The organism is Acinetobacter sp. 1294243 (assembly GCF_000588015.1).
In the GTDB taxonomy this organism is placed as follows: domain Bacteria; phylum Pseudomonadota; class Gammaproteobacteria; order Pseudomonadales; family Moraxellaceae; genus Acinetobacter; species Acinetobacter pittii.
In genome coordinates this window covers 338,176-357,567 of sequence record NZ_JFXG01000002.1, presented here as the reverse complement: position 1 = coordinate 357,567, position 19,392 = coordinate 338,176, and the positions used below count along the sequence as shown (strand labels likewise).

Genomic DNA, 19,392 nt, shown 5'->3' with positions numbered 1-19,392 from the left:
GTTGAAAAGTGTTCTATGCAGAGCACTTTTTTTATGTCTTAATATTTGTGCATAAAAATATGCGGAATAAATAACACATAAAAAGGATATTCTATGAAACGGTCAAAAATTGCTTTAGCTATAACATTATCAATTTCAGCACTATTTCTTACAGCGTGTAATGACGATGATGATGACTATATTGGTGTAAATCCTGATAAAACTTATGTTTCTGAAAAATCCTATTCTAAGGATACCTTAAGTGGTGCTTCATCTATAAAAGTGATGACATATAACATGGTGAATGTACAAGGGAAAACAGCTGAAGCAACTGCTTTAGTCATGTTCCCTAAAGTTGCTCAACCGAAAGATGGTTATCGCGTAGTGGTATGGGAGCACGGCACAGTAGGTGTAGGGGATAGTTGTGCACCAAGCAACAATACGATTAATCCACGTTTTAAAATTCTAGCGGATACTTTATTAGCTGCTGGTTATGTGATTGTGGCACCTGACTATGAAGGTTTAGGTACTAGAGGCATGCATCCATACCCTAATTTAGGAAGTGAGGCTAAATCTGCAATTGCAGCAGTTAAAGCTGCTAAAGATCATTACGGTAGTCAGTTAAATAGTTCATGGATGTCAATTGGGCAGTCTCAAGGAGGCCATGCTTCATTAGGAACAGCTGAATTTGCTAATAACGACACTAACTACAAAGGAGCTGTTGCAACAGCACCAGCTTCTAGCCTTGGCGATATTATTTCTAAAATTGCTCCGCAAGCAATTAGAGACATTCTTCAGAAAGAGCAGGCTGGTACCGCACCTGTTGGTACGGCTGTGGAAGTGTATGCCGAGCTACTTGCATATGCTGCATATACCACAGTGGGTATTACTGCTTATGAACCTAAATTTAATTATCGTGCAATCTTTCAACAACGTTCTCAAAGTATAGCTGAGTTTGCAGAAGGCACTACGGGTGAAAATGGAGTCTGTTTAACTGATTTGCATAATAAATTTGCAGATGATATTCGAGATTTTCTTGCGACTAATACTGGTAAAACAGTTCTAGATTATCCAGGCCTAGCTGGTAATTTTCAGGAGAATCCAACGGTACAAAAATTCTTGGTAGATAATCAACCTGCTACCAAAAAAATTAATTCACCAGTCATGATTGTTCAAGGTACTGCGGATATGGCTGTACCATATCCTGTTACTAATGCCTTACAAGAGGGACTTAAAAAAATGGGAACTGATGTGACATTTGTACCTGTTGTTGGAGCTACCCATACTCAGGCGATTGTATGTAGAAATGCTGAAATTTATCAATTTGTTCAATCTAAGATGCCAGCTAAAACAAATATAGTGCTTGATCCATCAGTAATAGATGCTAGTAAGAATGTTGAATGTACTGGAATAGCACAATAATTTTTTGTATTTAAAATCTTCAAATTAAAAAGGTCCTGAAAAGGGCCTTTTTTGTTATATTGTTACACAGTTTGATTTGATACTATTTGAGTTTGAAGAACTTATGAGCCAGCAACCTGTTGAAAAAAAATCTGTTCCTTGGTTATTAATGGGATTAGGTTTACTTATTCCTTTTCTAATTATTGGAATACTTTTCTTGGCTGCAAAAAGCGATGCTAAGAATAAAAAACAATATGAACAACAGCGTTTAGAGATGGCAAAAAGAATAGCTGAGAAAGAAGCTGCAAATTCTGAATCGAAATAGCTTGTTAATGAATATCCTTTTGTAATTGGCGTACAGTAGGAATATTTGTGTAACGCTTTACAAGGTAGCCTGCTTCAGTAAGCATTTGATCACGAATACGGTCTTCTTCTACTTTTTCAAGATGGGTAGGGTCATCTAGTTCAATGATGGCCATGACTTCCATCTTGTCGTTGAGCACAACAAAGTCAGTAACTTTACGATTGAACTGACTACGAATTTTATAGTCATTACTGGTAATTAATGCGCTAAACGCCACTTGTGCTAACACATGATAATTTGGAAAACTTTGTTTTAAACGTATAAACATTTGAGTTTCAAAGTTTGTAATGACAGGGCGAGCAAAGAATTTTTGTTTTGGAAATAAATAAGGGCGTAAACAAACAAGAAGAAAAATACAGGTGCTTACGCAACCTAAAACAATAAAAAATAAGTGACTCGATTCGAACATGTGAAGGCATCATACAAATAAAAACCCACTCATGATGAGTGGGTTTTTAAGAATCTTGGCTCTCCCACCTGGGCTCGAACCAGGGACCTGCGGATTAACAGTCCGTCGCTCTACCGACTGAGCTATGGGAGAATCTGGAAAAGGATTTTAGGCAGGAAAGAGGGCTGGGTCAAGCCTTAATAACAGAATTAGAGTGAATATCTAATCGTTTGGTTTAAAAATACTCGAAACATTGATTTTATTCAAAATAATGAAAAATTATTAAATCATTAGAAAAGAAAAAACCCGCAATAAATGCGGGCTTTTAGAATCTTGGCTCTCCCACCTGGGCTCGAACCAGGGACCTGCGGATTAACAGTCCGTCGCTCTACCGACTGAGCTATGGGAGATTAGTAGATGGCTCTCCAACCTGGGCTCGAACCAGGGACCTGCGGATTAACAGTCCGTCGCTCTACCGACTGAGCTATTGGAGAATCTGATGCGCATTTTATGGATGAAATCTAAAAGCGTCAATAAGAATATTAAAGAAAATGAATCGTTTGCTTGATTAATATGCTTTTGCTGTATTAAAAATAAAAAAACCACCCCAAATGGGGTGGTTTTTCATAAAGAAATAAAATTATTTCTCTACACCAGCTGGTTGACCTGCAAGTTTTGCATTTGCATAGTCCCAGTTCACAAGGCTTTCTAGGAAAGTTGCGATGTATTTAGGACGTAAGTTACGGAAATCGATGTAGTAAGCATGTTCCCATACGTCAATTGTTAATACAGCAATTTGGCCATGTGCAAGTGGAGTGTCTGCATTAGAAGTTTTAGTAATAGATAATTTACCGTTTACTTCATCAGCAACTAACCAAGCCCAACCTGAACCGAATTGAGTTGTTGCAGCAGCAGTAAATTCTTCTGCAAACTTTTCGTAGCTACCAAAAGCTTCGTCAATTTTAGCAGCGATTGCGCCAGTAGGCTTACCACCACCATTTGGCTTCATGCTGTTCCAGTAGAAAGTGTGGTTCCAAACTTGAGCAGCATTGTTGAAAATACCAGCTTTAGATGCATCACCAGCAGTCGCTTTAATGATTTCTTCTAAAGTTTTACCTTCAAGGTCAGTCCCTTTGATTAAGTTGTTTAAGTTAACAACATAGGTATTGTGGTGTTTATCGTGATGGTATTCTAAAGTTTCTTTACTAATATGTGGCGCTAAATCATCATAGCCATATGGAAGTGCAGGTAAAGTAATGGTTGTCATGTTCCTATTCCTTGCATTTGCTGGGTTATACAATTAAGTGGCTCTATTGTAAATGATTCTGGTCACAATAGGGCATCGTTTTAAAGAACTATACACAATAAAGATCTAATTAATACGCATAACACAGATTGAAAAAAAGACTTAATTAAATCGGATTATTCAATTCAAAATATTCAGCTTCAATTGAAAACTGTTTTGAGATCGCTTGTGCCAAACGCTGAACTCCATAACGCTCAGTAGCATGGTGACCACAGGCGAAATAGTGAACCCCTAATTCTTTTGCTTCATAAAAAGTTCGTTCACTGACTTCACCTGAAATATAAGCATCACAATTTTGCAAAGCAGCTTTAGCAATAAAATCTTGAGCGCCGCCTGTACAGAAGCCTACTTTTTGAATGCTTTGCTTTTCTGCTGGCAAATGAATCACTTTAAAATCAAAACTGTTTTGAAGCTGTGCTTTAAACTCATCTACAGAAACTGCTTGCTCTAAATAACCAATATTACCAATCGGATGTTTCTCGGTTAAATCGAGTGGTTCTAAATTCTTCAAGTTTAGTTTTTCTGCAATCGCTACATTGTTGCCCAAAGTTGGGTGTGCATCTAAAGGTAGATGATAAGCGACTAATGAAATATTATTTTGAATGAGTTTTTTAATGCGGTTGCCTCGCATTCCAGTAATTGGATACGGTTCACCCTTCCAAAAATAACCATGATGTACGAGTAATAAATCTGCATTTTGAGCAATTGCTGCATCAATCGCATCTTCAGAAGCAGTAACTGCACAAACGATACGCTTTACTTCAGTTGAACCTTCAATTTGCAGGCCATTTGGTGCGTAATCTTTAAATTCTGCAGCTTTTAAGGTTTGGTCGCACCACTGAATAATTTCATGCAAATTTGCCATGATATTTCCTGAATTGAGTAGTAAATAATTGCTAAAGCTATAGAAACATATTTTGTTGTGTAACTAAAGCTAGACAAATCTTTTTTGACTTTTTTATGTATATCGACATATTTAATTTAAAATGCTTAACTGAAAACTCTTTTTGTTCAATATATTAATTTAATTAAAAACTTCTTTGCGTAGAGGATATGAACGTGCGCCGCACCTTTACATGGTTACCTTGGGTGTTACTTATTATTGTAATTGCCAGTTTTATTGCATGGCAAAAATACCATCAGCCGAAACCAACTGTTGCAGTTGATGGGGTGCAAATGCCTGCTGAGAAAGTTGAACCACTCGTTGATACTTCGCGAGCGGGCGGGGTGGTATCTTATAGCGCTGCAGTAAAAGTTGCAGCGCCAGCAGTTGTTAATATTTTTACGACCCAGAAAGTTAAACAAAATCATCCATTATTAAGTGATCCGGTCTTCCGCGAATTTTTTGGAAATCAGGTTCCAGAACAACAACAGCAAAATGAAAATAGCTTAGGCTCTGGGGTTATTGTACGAGCTGATGGTTATATTTTGACGAATAATCATGTGATTGCTCAAGCTGATCAGATTGTAGTTGCATTACATGACGGCCGTCGTGCAGAAGCAACCATTGTTGGAACAGACCCTGATACTGATTTAGCTGTAATTAAAATCGATTTAGATAAATTACCTGTATTGCCATTTAAACTCAGTGGTAATGAAGTAGGTGACGTGGTCTTAGCAATTGGTAATCCATTTGGTGTAGGCCAAACGGTAACTCAAGGTATTATTTCTGCGACTGAACGCTCTGATTTAGGCATTAATACCTATGAAGACTTTATTCAAACGGATGCCGCAATTAATCCAGGTAACTCTGGTGGAGCATTAATTGATGTGGCTGGGAATTTAATTGGTGTAAATACGGCTATTTTCTCTCAATCAGGTGGTTCTTTAGGAATTGGTTTTGCAATTCCCGCTAAAGTTTGCCAACAAGTTTTAAACTCAATTTTGAAAGATGGCCGTGTAGTCCGTGGATGGTTAGGGATTAGTTTAGTACCGCCTACACAAGAAGATGTATTAGCACCTAAACAGCAAATTGGTGTTGTGGTTGCAGATGTCTTGAAAAATGGTCCAGCTGCATCAGCAGGTATTAAGATTGGTGATAAAATTATTCAGGTGAATAATCAACAAATCACTTCAGCATCTCATTTGATTAATTATGTTGCATTACAAGCGCCTAACAGCGAAATTAATGTAATGGTCGAGCGAGATGGGAAGCAACAAAACTTTGTGGTGACAGTAGGGGAAAGAAAAAACCAAAATACTCAATCACAATTTATACCGCTGCCTAAACAGTAAAGATAAAAAAGCCTCGTAATGAGGCTTTTTTCTTGGTGTTAATTAAGTATGAGATAGTGCTTGATGCTGATGTTTGAACTCAGTTAAAGCATCAATACGGTACTGAATGAGCATTTCACCAATCTCAGCACCTTTAATGTTTTCAGGTAAATCCTGAACTTTAATAGAGCGAACGATTTGCATCGCATCCAAAATGTACTGAGCTTGTGGATAAGGTCGGTCTTCTAAACCTAACCTTCCTTTAGCATCACATTCACATGCTTGTACAAAAGCTTCTACTCTCTCAGGACGACGTAGTACGTCTAGACGCTGTAATAGGCGCCATACAGTTCCTGGTTTTAACGACATAATCTGATGACATTTTAGATGTTCTTTACATACTGATAATGCCAACTGTCGAGTTTGAGTTGGAACTTTTAAACGTTCACATAATTCGGTAACAGGTTTTACTCCACGTTCTTCATGCATGATGTGACGAGGAAGTTCGTTAGCTGGAGTCAATGCTTTACCCAAATCATGTACTAATACAGCAAATCGAACATCAAGCGAATAGTTTGACTTACAAGCTTGCTGTAAGGACATTAACGTATGTATGCCGCAGTCCACTTCTGGATGATATTCAGGGCGCTGTGGTACACCAAATAATGCGTCAATTTCAGGGAAAAGATGTTTCAACGCCCCACAGTCACGTAATGTTTGAAAATAAACATCTGCATGATCTTCTAAAAGTGCGCGAGAAGTCTCTTTCCACACACGTTCTGGTGTTAACGCATCAAGCTCACCTGATTTAGCCATGGTTTGCATAAGCTGCATTGTCTCTGGCGCAATCTGAAAACCATATGAAGAATAGCGAGCCGCAAAGCGTGCAACACGTAAAACACGTAAAGGATCTTCAGCGAAAGCTTCTGAAACATGACGCAAAGTTTTATTTTCTAAATCATTTTGACCGCCATATGGGTCGTATAGTTTGCCATCTTGATCCATTGCTATGGCATTGATGGTTAAATCACGGCGGATTAAATCTTCTTCTAAACTTACTGTGGTATCGGTGAAAAATTGAAAGCCGTGGTAGCCTTTACCAGATTTTCTTTCAGTACGTGCAAGTGCATATTCTTCTTTTGTTTCAGGATGAAGAAACACAGGGAAATCTTTGCCTACAGGTTGAAAACCTTGGGCGAGCATGTGTTCCGGCGTTGCACCGACAACAACATAATCTTTTTCTTGATAGGGATGCCCAAGTAAAAAATCACGGACGGCACCGCCTACTAAATACACTTGCATGAAAAAACCTCTATTCTTCAAGCAATCATGCTACAGAATAGAGGTTTTCTCAAGTCATTAGAGATGCTTTTCGTAAAAAGCAGTTTCTAAATTACTTTTCTTGTTGTTGAATTTCAGCAACAGTTAAAGCAGTCATATTGATAAGACGACGAGTTGTTGCTGTCGGTGTCAAAATATGAACAGGTTTTGCTGCACCAAGTAAAATTGGACCAATAGTAACGTTGTTACCAGAAGTCGCTTTCAATAAGTTAAATGAAATATTTGCTGCATCTAGGTTTGGCATAATGAGCAAGTTTGCAGAACCTTTGAAACGTGAGCCAGGGAATGCAAATTGACGAATGTTTTCGTCTAATGCTGCATCACCGTGCATTTCACCCTCAACTTCAAGCTCAGGAGCTTGCTCAGATAAAATACGATAAACTTCACGCATTTTTTGAGCACTTGAGTCAGTCTGGTCACTACCAAAACTTGAATGAGAAAGTAGGGCTACACGTGGAGTAATACCAAAACGACGTACTTCTTCAGCTGCTAAAATAGTCATTTCAGCAAGTTGTTCAGCAGTCGGGTTTGTATTTACGTATGTATCAGCAATAAACAAGTTACGATCTTCAAGCATTAATGCATTTAGCGTGAAGAAGTTATTCATACCTTCTTTTAGACCGATGACATTGCGTACAAAATCAAGGTGAATGTTATAGCTACTGTAAGTACCACATAACATACCGTCTGCTTTACCAAATTTAACCAGTAAAGATGCAATTAAAGTTGAACGGCGACGAGCTTCACGTTGAGCATATTCAACAGTAATGCCTTTGCGTTGCATTGTTTGATAGTAGTCTTTCCAAAACTCTTCATACATCGGGTTTTGTTCTTGATCTACAATCTCAATGTTTACGCCATGTTGTAAACGTAAGCCTAATTTTTTGATATTAGCTTCAATTACAGCAGTACGACCTACTAAAATTGGTTTAGCTAAATCTTCATCAACTGCGATTTGCACTGCACGTAATACGCGCTCATCTTCACCTTCAGCATATGCGATGCGTTTAGGATCAGTTTTTGCTTGAGCAAAAATCGGTTTCATCAAGAATGCAGAGTTATAAACGAACTCAGATAATTTTTGACGGTATGCAGAGAAATCTTCGATCGGACGAGTTGCAACACCTGAATCCATTGCAGCTTTAGCAACAGCAGGGGCAATTTCTAAAATTAAACGTTGATCAAGTGGACGTGGAATTAAGTAGTCACGGCCAAATGAAGCAGATTTTTCGCCATAAGTTGCTGCATCTGCTTCTACGTGTGCCATACGTGCAATTGCATGTACACATGCAATTTTCATGTCTTCATTAATCGTTGTTGCACCAACGTCAAGCGCACCACGGAAAATGTAAGGGAAACATAATGCGTTGTTTACTTGGTTTGGATAGTCAGAACGACCAGTTGCCATGATTACATCAGGACGTACTTCATGTGCATGTTCAGGTAAAATTTCTGGATCTGGGTTTGCCAAAGCAAAAATAATAGGGTTCTCAGCCATCTGTTTCACCATTTCTTTGGTGAGAATACCAGCAGCAGAAAGACCCAAGAACATATCAGCCCCAGCCATTACTTCATGTAACTGAGTTGCTTTAATGTCTTGAACATAACGTTTTTTCGATTCATCCAAGCCTTCACGTGAAGTAGTGAGTAGACCGCGAGAATCGGCAACAATAATATTTTCTTTATTTACGCCTAAAGCACAAAGTAAATCTAAACAAGAAAGGGCAGCAGCGCCTGCGCCTGAAGCTACAATTTTGATTTCATCAATTTTCTTATTTACAAGTTGCAATGCGTTAAGCAAAGCTGAACCTACAATGATACTTGTACCGTGTTGATCGTCATGGAATACAGGAATTTTCATGCGTTCGCGAAGTTTCTTTTCGATATAGAAACATTCTGGCGCTTTAATATCTTCGAGGTTGATACCACCGAAAGTTGGCTCAAGAGAGGCAACAATATCTACAATTTTATCTGGATCGTTTTCTGCAATTTCGATGTCAAATACGTCAACACCAGCAAACTTTTTGAAGAGTACGCCTTTACCTTCCATTACAGGTTTAGACGCTAATGGTCCAATATTACCTAAACCAAGAACAGCTGTACCGTTACTGACTACGGCAACCAAGTTTCCGCGAGCTGTATATTTAGCAGCAGCAGATGGATCACGTTCAATCTCTAAACATGGCGCAGCAACTCCTGGTGAGTAGGCTAGAGCCAAATCTCGTTGGTTGACAAGTTGCTTACTTGGGGTGACGCTGATTTTCCCTGGGTTTGGATATTCATGGTAATTTAAAGCGGCCTGTTTTAAAGATTGATCGTCCATCTGAGTCTCTATTTGATACAAAAAAGCAAACTAGTCAAATTGCTCATTTAGGGAGAGGCAACTCACTTCTTTAACTACGCTTTAATTTTTACCAATTAAGAGAATAGTAGACGAATTGCCAATAGCCCCGTGGTGAGCTAAATGCTAAAGAATATAACACTACTTCTTTATTTCTCACAGTCAAAAACGCTCATTTTTGGAAAAAGCAGCATAGGTAAAATAGATGATTGGAACAATTAAGAAATATGCGGATTTGTTTGTAGATAAGGAATAATCTGCTCGGCAGGAATAGGGCGACTAAAGAAATAGCCTTGTAAAAAATCACATTGCTGTTTTTGTAGATAGGTGACTTGTTCTTTTGTTTCTACACCCTCAGCAACCAGTTTAAGTCCCATACTTTTACCCATCGCGATCATTGCATTTACAATTGCTTCTTGTTTGTGATCACCAATTTTCGAAATGAAAGCACGATCAATTTTTAATACGTCAATTGGGTACTCTGTCAGATAGGCTAAAGATGAATAACCCGTACCAAAGTCATCTAAGGCAATGGAGATATCTCGTTGTTTTATCGCATGTAATAGCGTTTTTACATTGGCAGTATTGTCTAAAAGGGCTGACTCTGTAATTTCAAGTTCGAGATCTGAACCTTGAATATTATATTTTTGCAAAACCTCATCTAAGTCATTGAGTAATAAGCCTCGATGTATTTGTTGAGCGACAATATTTACAGAGACTTGAATATTGATATAACCCGCATTTTTCCACTCTTGGAGTTGCTTTCCAACCTTATCTAAAACAACTTTCCCAATATCTGAGATCAGGCTACTACGCTCAGCAAATGGTATGAACATATTTGGGAGGATTAATCCTTTTTCAGGATGCTGCCAACGAATGAGTGCTTCAAAACCAATAATTGATTGATCGTGTAGATTAATTTTGGGCTGGTAATAAATGACAAATTCATCATTTTGAATGGCTTTACGTAATTCTTGCTCTAAATCGGCAGTTTTATATGAGTGATTTGTTTTATTGCAGTAATAGCAAATTGTATTACCACCTAAACGTTTTGCCTCGGAAAGAGCTTGCTCTGCATGATTGTTGAGATGATCAATTTGTCTGCCATGTTCAGGAAAACATGCAACACCGATAGATGCAGTAATAAAATATTCGTGATTATCAATGTAAAAAGGTGCATTGAGTGCTTGTAAAATGTTTTGGCAATATTGCTCAACATTTGGATGAATTGGCGAAATTTCATAAATGATTGCAAAATCATCACTATTTAAATAGGCGACTAAAATTGCATTGATATTGATTAAGCGTAATCTTTGTGCGAACTGTTTAAGTAATTCATCACCACTATCATTATTTAAAAATTCATTGAAAGCTCGGAAGCGGTCAATATTTACCCGTATTAATGCTAGATTTTTAATGTTATATGAAGGGTTTACAAGATATTGATGTAATTGATTGTAGTAGTAAAGACGATTAGGCAGATGGGTGAGGCTATCGTAGTTTTTTAAGTAAGATAGATGTTGCTCTTGGCGCTTTTGCTCAGTGAGGTCACGTGCAAATCCAATATAATTGGTAATTTGATTGAATTCATCTTTGACCACATTGATATGCAACCATAAATATACGCTTTTACCAGAACTAAACTTTTCGTCAAACTGACCCATATATTCTCCTGTCTCCAGGAGCTGTTGCGTTATTGATGCATGAAACTGTTGTTGCAATTCTTTTTGATTAATTGTAATGCTAAATAGTTCTTTATTCAGAAGTTCTGACTTAGAAAATCCAGTTAATTTTTCATAGTATGGATTAATATCAATATAGTTTAGGTGCTCATCTAAAATAAATATTCCTTCCGCAGCTTGCTCGAGCACAATTGCAGATAGCCTTAGATGTTCTTGATCCTTTTTCTCTTGATGTATATCACGGGTCATTCCCACCATACGAAGCGCTTTTTGTGTCTTTGGATCTCTGGTGATGACACGGCCTACATCATGAATCCATCTCCAAGAACCATCTCGACGTAAAATTCGAAAGGTGATATTAAAATGATCTGTAACGCCTTCCAAATGTTGTTTTAAACGTTCATCAAAAAGTTTTTTATCGCTTGGGTGTATACGATCTAATATGGTATTGAGATGAATAACGGCGGTTTGAGTTTGTTTTTGTTGATCGAAAAATGTAATTTCCAATCTTTGACTTTCAATATCCCAATCCCAAGGTCGAATACCCGCAGTTTCATGTGCAAAAGCTAAATTATAGTGATGGCTTTCGAGTTGCTCATTCATTTTGGTGAGGTCATAGGTACGTTCACGTACTTTTTGCTCAAGTAAATGATTATTAAATTGAAGCTGGGCTTCAATATCTTTGGACTTATTCACTTCTTGTTGGAGTTGTACACATAATTCTTCAGCCCATTGGGTATGCTGGTCTGAAATTTGAACAAGCTGTTTATTTTTTAATAATAATTGAGAGATCTTTTGGTAATTGCGTTGAGTTGCATATGCACAAAGCACAGTTGCGACAAAGGTGAGGTTATAGGCGAAATAAAAAGGTAGCTGAGTAATTGGATTATGTGTGAATTGAGCAATTAGTAGAGGGAGGGTACTAGGGATAAATAAGAGATAAAAATATCGGGGTTGCTGTGTTAAAAAAGTAAGGCCAATGATATGAGCCGAAGTAATAAATAAAGCAATTAAAATATGAGCATCTGGTAGTGCAATTAAGTCAGGAGGTAGATAAAAATGAATAATTGTGACATTTATTCCAATTAAAATTCCTGAGAATAAACAAATACTTTGTAAGGCACGATCAGCTTTTTTTGTAAAATCAATCGTGCGATAGTGAGTTAAAATATTTGGAATAAATAATAAGCAGACAAGAGCGACGACGGTAAGGCCAATAGACCAGCTAAATATTGTTATTGTAGATGAAAAATAGTAAGAAAAAATACCATATGAAATGAGGCACAGTAATATCAGGCTAATTAAATACCAGCGGATATATTGAGTTGAAAGTTTCAGCTGTTCAATTTTTGTTTGATGCTGTAGATATTCTTCCTGAAGCCCAGACATAAGATTTTTCTATCCTATTTTTTTACATATATACAGAAAGAATCTGATTTATCAGTGAAAAAGAATTTGAAATTTTATTCATACAATAAAAGTAAGTTAACTTTAAATAATGATTTAATCAATGTGCAGAGAACTTAGGTGGATAAAAATCGATAATTTAAAATAGATAAGGCAACAATAGGGGCAGTTTCTGTACGCAAAACTCGGTCACCAATGCACCAGTTCATGAATCCAGCTTGATTGGCTTGGGTAATTTCATTTTCACTTAGGCCACCTTCTGGGCCAATCAATAAGGCAAGTTCAGGCTGTATCCCCGCCAATACATCTTTTTGTTCTTTTTCTGGTGCTAAAACAAATTTAGATTGAGGAAGCTCAGAAGAACTTAACCATTCATGAAGAGAAATAGGCGCTAATACTTCTGGAACCAAATTGAGGCCACATTGTTCACATGCTGCAATTGCAACAGCTTGCCAGTGATCTAATTTTTTTTGATCTCGATCGTATTTTAAGCGCATTTCACAACGCTCACTTGTTAGCAATTGAATCTGGCTTACACCTAATTCAGTGGCTTTCTGAATGGCATAATCCATTCGATCGCCTTTACTCATGACTTGACCTAAAACAGCTTTAAAAGGGGCATCACGGTTTGCAGGGTTAAAATCCTCAATGGTGACAAACGCATTTTTTTTATTAATTTCGGACAAAGTCGCGAGATATTCACCACCTTGTCCATTAAATAGAGTCGCTTGTTCTTGTAGTTGTGCACGTAAAACGCGCACCCAATGATGGAATACTGATTCTGTCAGTTGAATTGTTGAGCCAACTGTAAGTTCAGTTTCGATAAAAAAACGGTTCATTGGGTACGCCTTACAAAATTAATTTAAACCAAGATCAACAACAAGTTGACGAGTTGGTTCGACTTGATTCATTGAATAGAAGTGTAAGCTTGGTGCGCCGCCTGCAATAAGGCGTTCGCATAACTTAACAACAACTTCATGACCGAAAGCTTTGATACTTTCACTGTCATCACCATAGGCTTGTAATTGCTTACGGATCCAGCGAGGAATTTCAGCACCCGTACCGTCTGCAAAGCGAATTAAGTTGCTTGCATTGGTAATAGGCATGATTCCTGGAGCCACCGGAATGTTAATTCCAGCTTGCTCTAAACGCTCTATAAAATAAAAGTACGAATCTGGATTAAAGAAGAATTGAGTAATTCCTGCATTGGCACCAGCTTGTACTTTTTCAATAAAACGTTGAATATCTGAATCAAGATTTTCAGCTTGAGGATGCATTTCTGGATAAGCTGCAACTTCAATATGAAAATGGTCACCTGAGTGCTCACGAATAAAACGTACTAAATCCTGTGCGTAAGGAAGTTCCCCAAGTCCAACCTGACCAGAAGGTAAATCACCGCGTAAAGCAACAATACGGTTAATACCTTGAGCTTTATATAAATCCAGTAACTCAGCAATACGAGCTTTATCATCACCAATACAAGAAAGGTGAGGTGCAACTGGTGTACCTTTACCATTGAAATCATCAATAGCAGCCAGAGTACGTTCGCGAGTAGAACCACCAGCCCCATAAGTAATTGAGAAAAACTCAGGGTTCAGAAGTTGTAATTCTTGGTGAACAATACGAAGTTTTTCAGCACCAGCATCAGTTTTTGGTGGAAAAAACTCAAAAGAAATAGGTGTACGTTTAGTCATGTCAAATCCTTGTAAACAGCGAAACATTTTAGAAAAAAGGGCAGTCGGTTCACCGTCTGCCCTTAAGTTCTTAGTATTTGTAAGCGTCAGACTTGAATGGGCCCTCAACAGCTACGCCTAAATAATCAGCTTGCTCTTGAGTTAACTGGGTAAGTACACCACCGAAACCTGCAACCATTGCAGCAGCAACTTCTTCATCAAGTTTCTTAGGAAGAACTTCTACACGAATTTTTTCAGCTTTTTCACTTGCAGGAAGGTCAGCAAATTTCTCTTGGAATAAGTGAATTTGACCTAAAACTTGGTTAGCAAAAGAACCGTCCATTACACGTGATGGGTGACCAGTTGCATTACCTAGGTTTACAAGGCGACCTTCAGAAAGAAGGATAAGGTAGTTATTTTCATCTTCTGAACGATAAACTTGGTGAACTTGTGGCTTAACTTCAACCCACTTGTAACCACGTAAATAAGCTGTATCGATTTCTGTGTCGAAGTGACCGATGTTACATACAACTGCACCAGCTTTTAAGCTGTCTAACATTGCTGCATCGCACACGTGGTAGTTACCAGTTGTTGTTACAACGAGGTCAGTGTTGCCAAGAAGATCTTGGTTAATATCTTCTTTTTTACCTGTTTGTACGCCGTTTTTGTATGGAGATACAACTTCATAGCCATCCATACATGCTTGCATTGCACAAATTGGGTCAACTTCAGTGACACGAACGATCATGCCTTCTTGACGTAAAGATTGAGCAGAACCTTTACCCACGTCACCATAACCCACTACAAGTGCACGACGGCCAGACAAAAGCATGTCAGTTGCGCGTTTGATTGCGTCATTTAATGAGTGACGGCAACCATATTTGTTGTCGTTTTTAGATTTAGTAACTGAGTCATTTACGTTGATTGCAGGAACTTTCAAAGAACCGTCTTTCCACATTTCGATAAGACGTTGAACACCTGTTGTAGTTTCTTCGGTAATACCGTGAATACGTTCTAAAAGAGCAGGGTATTTTTCATGAACAAGAGCAGTTAAATCACCGCCATCGTCCAAGATCATGTTGGCATCCCAAGGTTGGCCATTTACATTAATCTGTTGCTCTAAACACCATACGTATTCTTCTTCAGTTTCACCTTTCCAAGCAAACACTGGAATACCGCGAGCAGCAATTGCAGCAGCAGCGTGGTCTTGAGTAGAGAAAATGTTACATGATGTCCAGCGTACTTCAGCACCTAATTCAACAAGCGTTTCAATAAGAACAGCTGTTTGAATGGTCATGTGAATACAACCAAGAATTTTTGCGCCAGCAAGTGGTTTAGAAGCTGCATAGCGTTTACGTAAGCCGATCAAAGCTGGCATTTCTGCTTCAGCAAGTTTGATTTCTTTACGGCCGTAGTCAGCAAGAGAAATATCAGCAACTTTGTAATCTGTAAATGAAGCATTAACCGCGTTCATCAGGATCTCCTAGGAAAAAATAGTATTGATCATTCTGTTCGCGGATGCCGTTGTTGGTTAAAACGACTGTTTAACCGATCGTCGAGCCTGGCAAATTGATCTTTAGTGCCGATCAATTGTCGCAGCATCCCTCGACTAGCGAAACATTGTACTTGGAAAAGCTTTTAGTGCCAATCCAGTTTTGTTTATTATCTGCGTAATTATCACTTTAGATTCTAATTATGGCATTAAATATTCCCGAGTCATTGGCAAGCCTAGAGTCAAACTGTGGCGTTTTTGCAGTTTGGATGGTGCTTCAGCATCATGGAGTACAAATTGATGTGGTTGAGCTGATTAATGTTTGCCGACACGATGAAGGAGGCACCTATACTATTGCCTTAGCTGTTGCTTTAAAGAAACTAGGATTTGAAGTGTCATTTCATTCAGATGAGGATCCTAGCATTAGCCAAAGCGAACGTATGAGCTATAAAGAGGCAAAGGTATTAAAAATTCCAACTGGACCAGCGCTGAGCTATCAAGATATTCAAGCTGCAATTCAAAACGGAAAAATGGTGATTGTCTACTACGATACTTTAGAAGGTATTGGAAATCAGTCGCTCATTTATTCTATAGATCAAAATGAAATCTGCTTTTTTGATAGTTTTGATCCGATGTCAGCGGCAGTTTTTGAAAAGCAGCGTCAAGTAGAGGGGATTTGCCGTCAGGCTATTGTGATTGATGATCGTAATTTTCAGATGCATTCATCCAAAATGAATTAGATAAAAAGAGCCAGTAGAGTGCTGGCTCATATTGAAGTTATTTTTGTTGATATTCTTGAATTATTTCTAAAGCAGCACGAAAAGCTTCTTGTGTAGCAGGGGCGCCGCAATATGGCAGGCTGTGCAATAGAGTTTCTTGAATCTCTTCAACTGTACAACCATTGTTGAGTGCACCACGAACATGGCCTTTGAGTTCGGTTGGTGATTTTAGTGCCGTGAGCATTGCCAAAGTAATTAATGAGCGATATTTACGAGGTAGCACACCTTCACGTTGCCAAGTCGATCCCCATGCATGCTCGTTAATCCAGTCTTGCACAGGCTGGGTAAAGGGTACGGTATTTTCTTGTGCACGCTTTACAAAAGCTTCTCCCATCACTTCTGTGCGAACTTTTAATCCATTTTCGTAATCTTGCTTAGACATTAATTTCTCCTAAAAATAAAAGCGTCGATTGACGCTTTTATAGCTGTTTATTAATTAATGCGAATCAAAAATGATTGCAATAGTGAATTAGTGGAGGCATCAGTCACTAAATTTGATGAGGGTTCGACAAAGGAAGATCTTTATTTAAATCTTCATCAAACACATCTGTAAGCATGCTATCGAATCGAATTGCGTTGTATTGCAATAATTGTTGAGCTTCGCTTTCAGAAATAAAGCCTTCTTTTATCGCTTGTGCAATATTCTCTTCGAAAGTCAGTCCTGTAAATTTGCCTTTAGATTCAGCTTTTTTAAACTTATCCCAAAGCGGTTCAAGCGTTCGCAGAATTTGGAAAGTATGCTCTAAACGACCAGTTACATCATCGGCTTTGGTTGAATAAAATACGTGATGTTTAAGCTGTTCTCTGAAAGGGTGCTCTTGCATCATAAGTTCAGCGACTTGTTGTTTTAATTCATCATCTGGTTTTGAAATGACACGACCAAAAGGGAAACAGATCCATTTTACAAATGCTGCTGGAAGTTTGGCTGGGAAGTTTTCAAATAATCCCCAAAATGCTTCCTGAATATTCAAGAAAGCTTTTTGTAGCGCTAATTTAGCGTGAAGTTGTTCAGCTTCAGTTTTTTGTCCAGCTTCATAAAATTTTAAAATCGCAGTAGAAATAAAGAGGTGCGCGTGAATATCTGCCAAGCGGCCTGATAACATTTCTTTGCGTTTTAGATCTCCTGCAAGTAAGCCAAGTGACATATCTGAAACAAGTGCGAAGTTGGCACTAAAACGATTAATCGTTTTATAGTAACTTGCAGTGAATTGATCTGCTGACTGAGGCGCATCGCTTGAGCCACCTGTCCAACCGTAGGCAAATGATCTAGCACCGCGATTAAAGGTATAGGCTAAATGTTTAAATAACAAATCATCGAATTTTTTGACTGAGTTATTTTTATCTTCAGATTGAAGGAGTTGTAACTCTTCAAATAGATAAGGATGACAACGCATTGAGCCCTGACCAAAAATCATCAATGAACGGGTCAAAATATTTGCGCCTTCTACTGTAATAGCAATCGGAATCGCTTGATAGGTAAGTGCAAGGAAATTACGTGGTCCAAGTTGAATAGCACGTCCTCCAGCAATATCCATTCCGTGATTGACAACTTTACGCATCGTTTCAGTTGCATAATATTTTGCCATAGCAGTCATCACAGCAGGTGTTCCACCTTGGTTTAGGCCACATGTCACTAAATAACGGAATGCTTCAAGCATATAGGCATCGCTGGCAATTTCACTAGTTGCTTCTTGTACGCCTTCAAATTTACCGACAGAAATATTAAATTGCTGGCGAATTTTTGCAAAAGCACCAACGGTTAAATAGCTCATTTCACCTGCGGCTGTGGCTAGAGCTGGAAGGGAAATACCACGACCAACACCTAAGCACTCCATGAGCATACGCCAGCCTTTACCAGCATTTTCTTGACCACCAATAATCCAGTCAATAGGAATAAAAATATCTTCTCCTTCTACTGTTCCATTCATAAATGGTGAACCAGGATAATGTCGTGCTCCAATTTTCACACCTGTATGACTTGCAGGAATTAAAGCACAAGTAATACCGTATTCTGTTTTGTTTTTATCTCCGAGTAGGCCTTCTGGGTCATAAAGTTTAAATGCTAAGCCAACAACGGTGGCAATTGGTGCGAGCGTAATCCAGCGTTTAGAGAAATTCATTCTTAGCCCAAGAACTTGAGCACCTTCATATTCGCCGTAGCAAACAACACCCGAATCTGGAATCGCGCCTGCATCTGAACCTGCTTCTGGACTGGTTAAACCAAAGCATGGGATCTCTTCACCTTTAGCAAGGCCCGGTAAATACTGCTGTTTTTGTGCATCTGTACCGTAGTGCATGAGTAGCTCACCCGGACCTAATGAGTTTGGAACCATACAACTCACAGCTGTGGTGAGTGAGCGGGAAGCAATTTTGCTCATAATACGACTTTGGGCAAATGAGCTAAATTCTTTGCCGCCAAAGGATTTTGGAATAATGAGTCCTAAAAAACCCTTATCTTTAATAAATTGCCAAACTTCTGGTGGTAGATCTTTTAAGTGATGATGAATTTCCCATTCATCTAGCATGCTACAAAGGAGCTCAACTTCATTGTCGATAAAACTTTGTTCTTCTGCTGACAAGGTTGGGTAGGGATATTTTTCAAATTGTGACCAATCGGGTGCCCCCATAAATAATTCTTTTTCCCCCCAACTGGTACCTGCCTCTAAAGCCTCTTGTTCAGTCGTACTGATGCTCGGCATTGAGTTTGCTAATGTTTTATATGCAGGTTGAGTAATCAGATTAAAGCGTAATGGTGCAAATAAAATAATGATACTAAGGGCAATAAGGGGAATACCTAAAAGGAGAGCCCATGGCGTTAATATGAGTGCAGTAAGTATGGCTACAGCAATCGTAATAACACTACCAATGGTTCTGTTTAGATTAAAAAAGAAAATTGCCCATATTGCAAAAAGCTGAATGACAACGCTTAAAACAAAGAGTAGGAAAATCATACTTGCTCCTTGCTAGATAAGCCCTCAAGTTAGAAGTTACAAAAAAGCGAGGAGAGATTTAAGGCTTAACTAGC

Annotated in this window: 15 protein-coding genes and 3 tRNA genes; 4 read left to right on the top strand and 14 right to left on the bottom strand. The window is 38.4% G+C overall.

Translation table 11 applies throughout. The annotated features are described in order from the left end of the window. Positions 1-93: 93 nt before the first annotated feature. Both J655_RS09365 and J655_RS09360 read left to right on the top strand, forming a co-directional pair. Positions 94-1,401 carry an alpha/beta hydrolase gene (locus J655_RS09365; protein ID WP_032052294.1) on the top strand — a complete coding sequence of 436 codons (1,308 nt, stop codon included), beginning with the start codon at positions 94-96 and terminating at the stop codon, positions 1,399-1,401. Between the two features lie 103 nt (positions 1,402-1,504). After that, positions 1,505-1,705, top strand: a complete 201-nt coding sequence (locus J655_RS09360) for a hypothetical protein (RefSeq protein WP_000082753.1) — start codon at positions 1,505-1,507, stop codon at positions 1,703-1,705. 4 nt (positions 1,706-1,709) lie between these two features. On the opposite strand, the gene J655_RS09355 is transcribed toward J655_RS09360, so the two are convergent. The 6 genes from J655_RS09355 to J655_RS09330 all read right to left on the bottom strand — a co-directional run bounded on the left by J655_RS09355 (position 1,710) and on the right by J655_RS09330 (position 4,303). Beyond that, positions 1,710-2,153: a DUF2726 domain-containing protein gene (locus J655_RS09355; RefSeq protein ID WP_005068176.1), complete on the bottom strand. Its 444-nt coding sequence runs from the start codon at positions 2,151-2,153 to the stop codon at positions 1,710-1,712. A gap of 56 nt (positions 2,154-2,209) precedes the next feature. Further along, positions 2,210-2,285: transfer RNA gene (locus J655_RS09350), tRNA-Asn, on the bottom strand. Between the two features lie 181 nt (positions 2,286-2,466). Continuing rightward, a tRNA-Asn gene (locus tag J655_RS09345) sits at positions 2,467-2,542 on the bottom strand. A gap of 8 nt (positions 2,543-2,550) precedes the next feature. After that, positions 2,551-2,626, bottom strand: a tRNA-Asn gene (locus J655_RS09340). 146 nt (positions 2,627-2,772) lie between these two features. After that, positions 2,773-3,399, bottom strand: a complete 627-nt coding sequence (locus J655_RS09335) for a superoxide dismutase (RefSeq protein ID WP_000208083.1) — start codon at positions 3,397-3,399, stop codon at positions 2,773-2,775. Between the two features lie 145 nt (positions 3,400-3,544). Then, complete coding sequence (locus J655_RS09330; RefSeq protein ID WP_001284932.1) at positions 3,545-4,303, bottom strand: Nif3-like dinuclear metal center hexameric protein; 759 nt, start codon at positions 4,301-4,303, stop codon at positions 3,545-3,547. A gap of 194 nt (positions 4,304-4,497) precedes the next feature. Here J655_RS09330 and J655_RS09325 point away from each other — a divergent pair, with 194 nt between their 5' ends. Then, positions 4,498-5,673 (top strand): S1C family serine protease, encoded by a 1,176-nt coding sequence (locus J655_RS09325; protein ID WP_005068179.1) that lies wholly within the window; start codon positions 4,498-4,500, stop codon positions 5,671-5,673. Between the two features lie 42 nt (positions 5,674-5,715). Here the strand turns inward: J655_RS09325 and J655_RS09320 are convergent, their stop codons facing one another. The 6 genes from J655_RS09320 to ahcY all read right to left on the bottom strand — a co-directional run bounded on the left by J655_RS09320 (position 5,716) and on the right by ahcY (position 15,570). After that, on the bottom strand, positions 5,716-6,954 hold the full coding sequence (locus J655_RS09320; RefSeq protein WP_017480721.1) for a multifunctional CCA addition/repair protein: 1,239 nt from the start codon (positions 6,952-6,954) through the stop codon (positions 5,716-5,718). A 91-nt stretch (positions 6,955-7,045) separates the two neighbouring features. Further along, entirely contained in the window at positions 7,046-9,316 is a 2,271-nt protein-coding gene (locus tag J655_RS09315; protein WP_002118176.1) for an NADP-dependent malic enzyme, read from the bottom strand. A 236-nt stretch (positions 9,317-9,552) separates the two neighbouring features. Continuing rightward, positions 9,553-12,405, bottom strand: a complete 2,853-nt coding sequence (locus J655_RS09310; RefSeq protein WP_017480722.1) for a putative bifunctional diguanylate cyclase/phosphodiesterase — start codon at positions 12,403-12,405, stop codon at positions 9,553-9,555. Positions 12,406-12,539: 134 nt separating this feature from the next. After that, entirely contained in the window at positions 12,540-13,262 is a 723-nt protein-coding gene (locus tag J655_RS09305) for a 16S rRNA (uracil(1498)-N(3))-methyltransferase (RefSeq protein ID WP_032052293.1), read from the bottom strand. Positions 13,263-13,280: 18 nt separating this feature from the next. Beyond that, positions 13,281-14,117 (bottom strand): methylenetetrahydrofolate reductase [NAD(P)H], encoded by an 837-nt coding sequence (metF, locus tag J655_RS09300; protein ID WP_017386552.1) that lies wholly within the window; start codon positions 14,115-14,117, stop codon positions 13,281-13,283. A 70-nt stretch (positions 14,118-14,187) separates the two neighbouring features. Continuing rightward, positions 14,188-15,570, bottom strand: coding sequence for an adenosylhomocysteinase (gene ahcY / locus J655_RS09295; RefSeq protein WP_032035703.1), 1,383 nt, complete (start codon positions 15,568-15,570; stop codon positions 14,188-14,190). Positions 15,571-15,791: 221 nt separating this feature from the next. Here ahcY and J655_RS09290 point away from each other — a divergent pair, with 221 nt between their 5' ends. Then, complete coding sequence (locus J655_RS09290) at positions 15,792-16,328, top strand: cysteine peptidase family C39 domain-containing protein (protein WP_032052292.1); 537 nt, start codon at positions 15,792-15,794, stop codon at positions 16,326-16,328. Positions 16,329-16,365: 37 nt separating this feature from the next. Here the strand turns inward: J655_RS09290 and J655_RS09285 are convergent, their stop codons facing one another. Next, on the bottom strand, positions 16,366-16,749 hold the full coding sequence (locus J655_RS09285) for a carboxymuconolactone decarboxylase family protein (protein ID WP_032005273.1): 384 nt from the start codon (positions 16,747-16,749) through the stop codon (positions 16,366-16,368). Between the two features lie 106 nt (positions 16,750-16,855). Then, positions 16,856-19,318 (bottom strand): acyl-CoA dehydrogenase, encoded by a 2,463-nt coding sequence (locus J655_RS09280; protein WP_032052291.1) that lies wholly within the window; start codon positions 19,316-19,318, stop codon positions 16,856-16,858. Positions 19,319-19,392 lie beyond the last annotated feature (74 nt).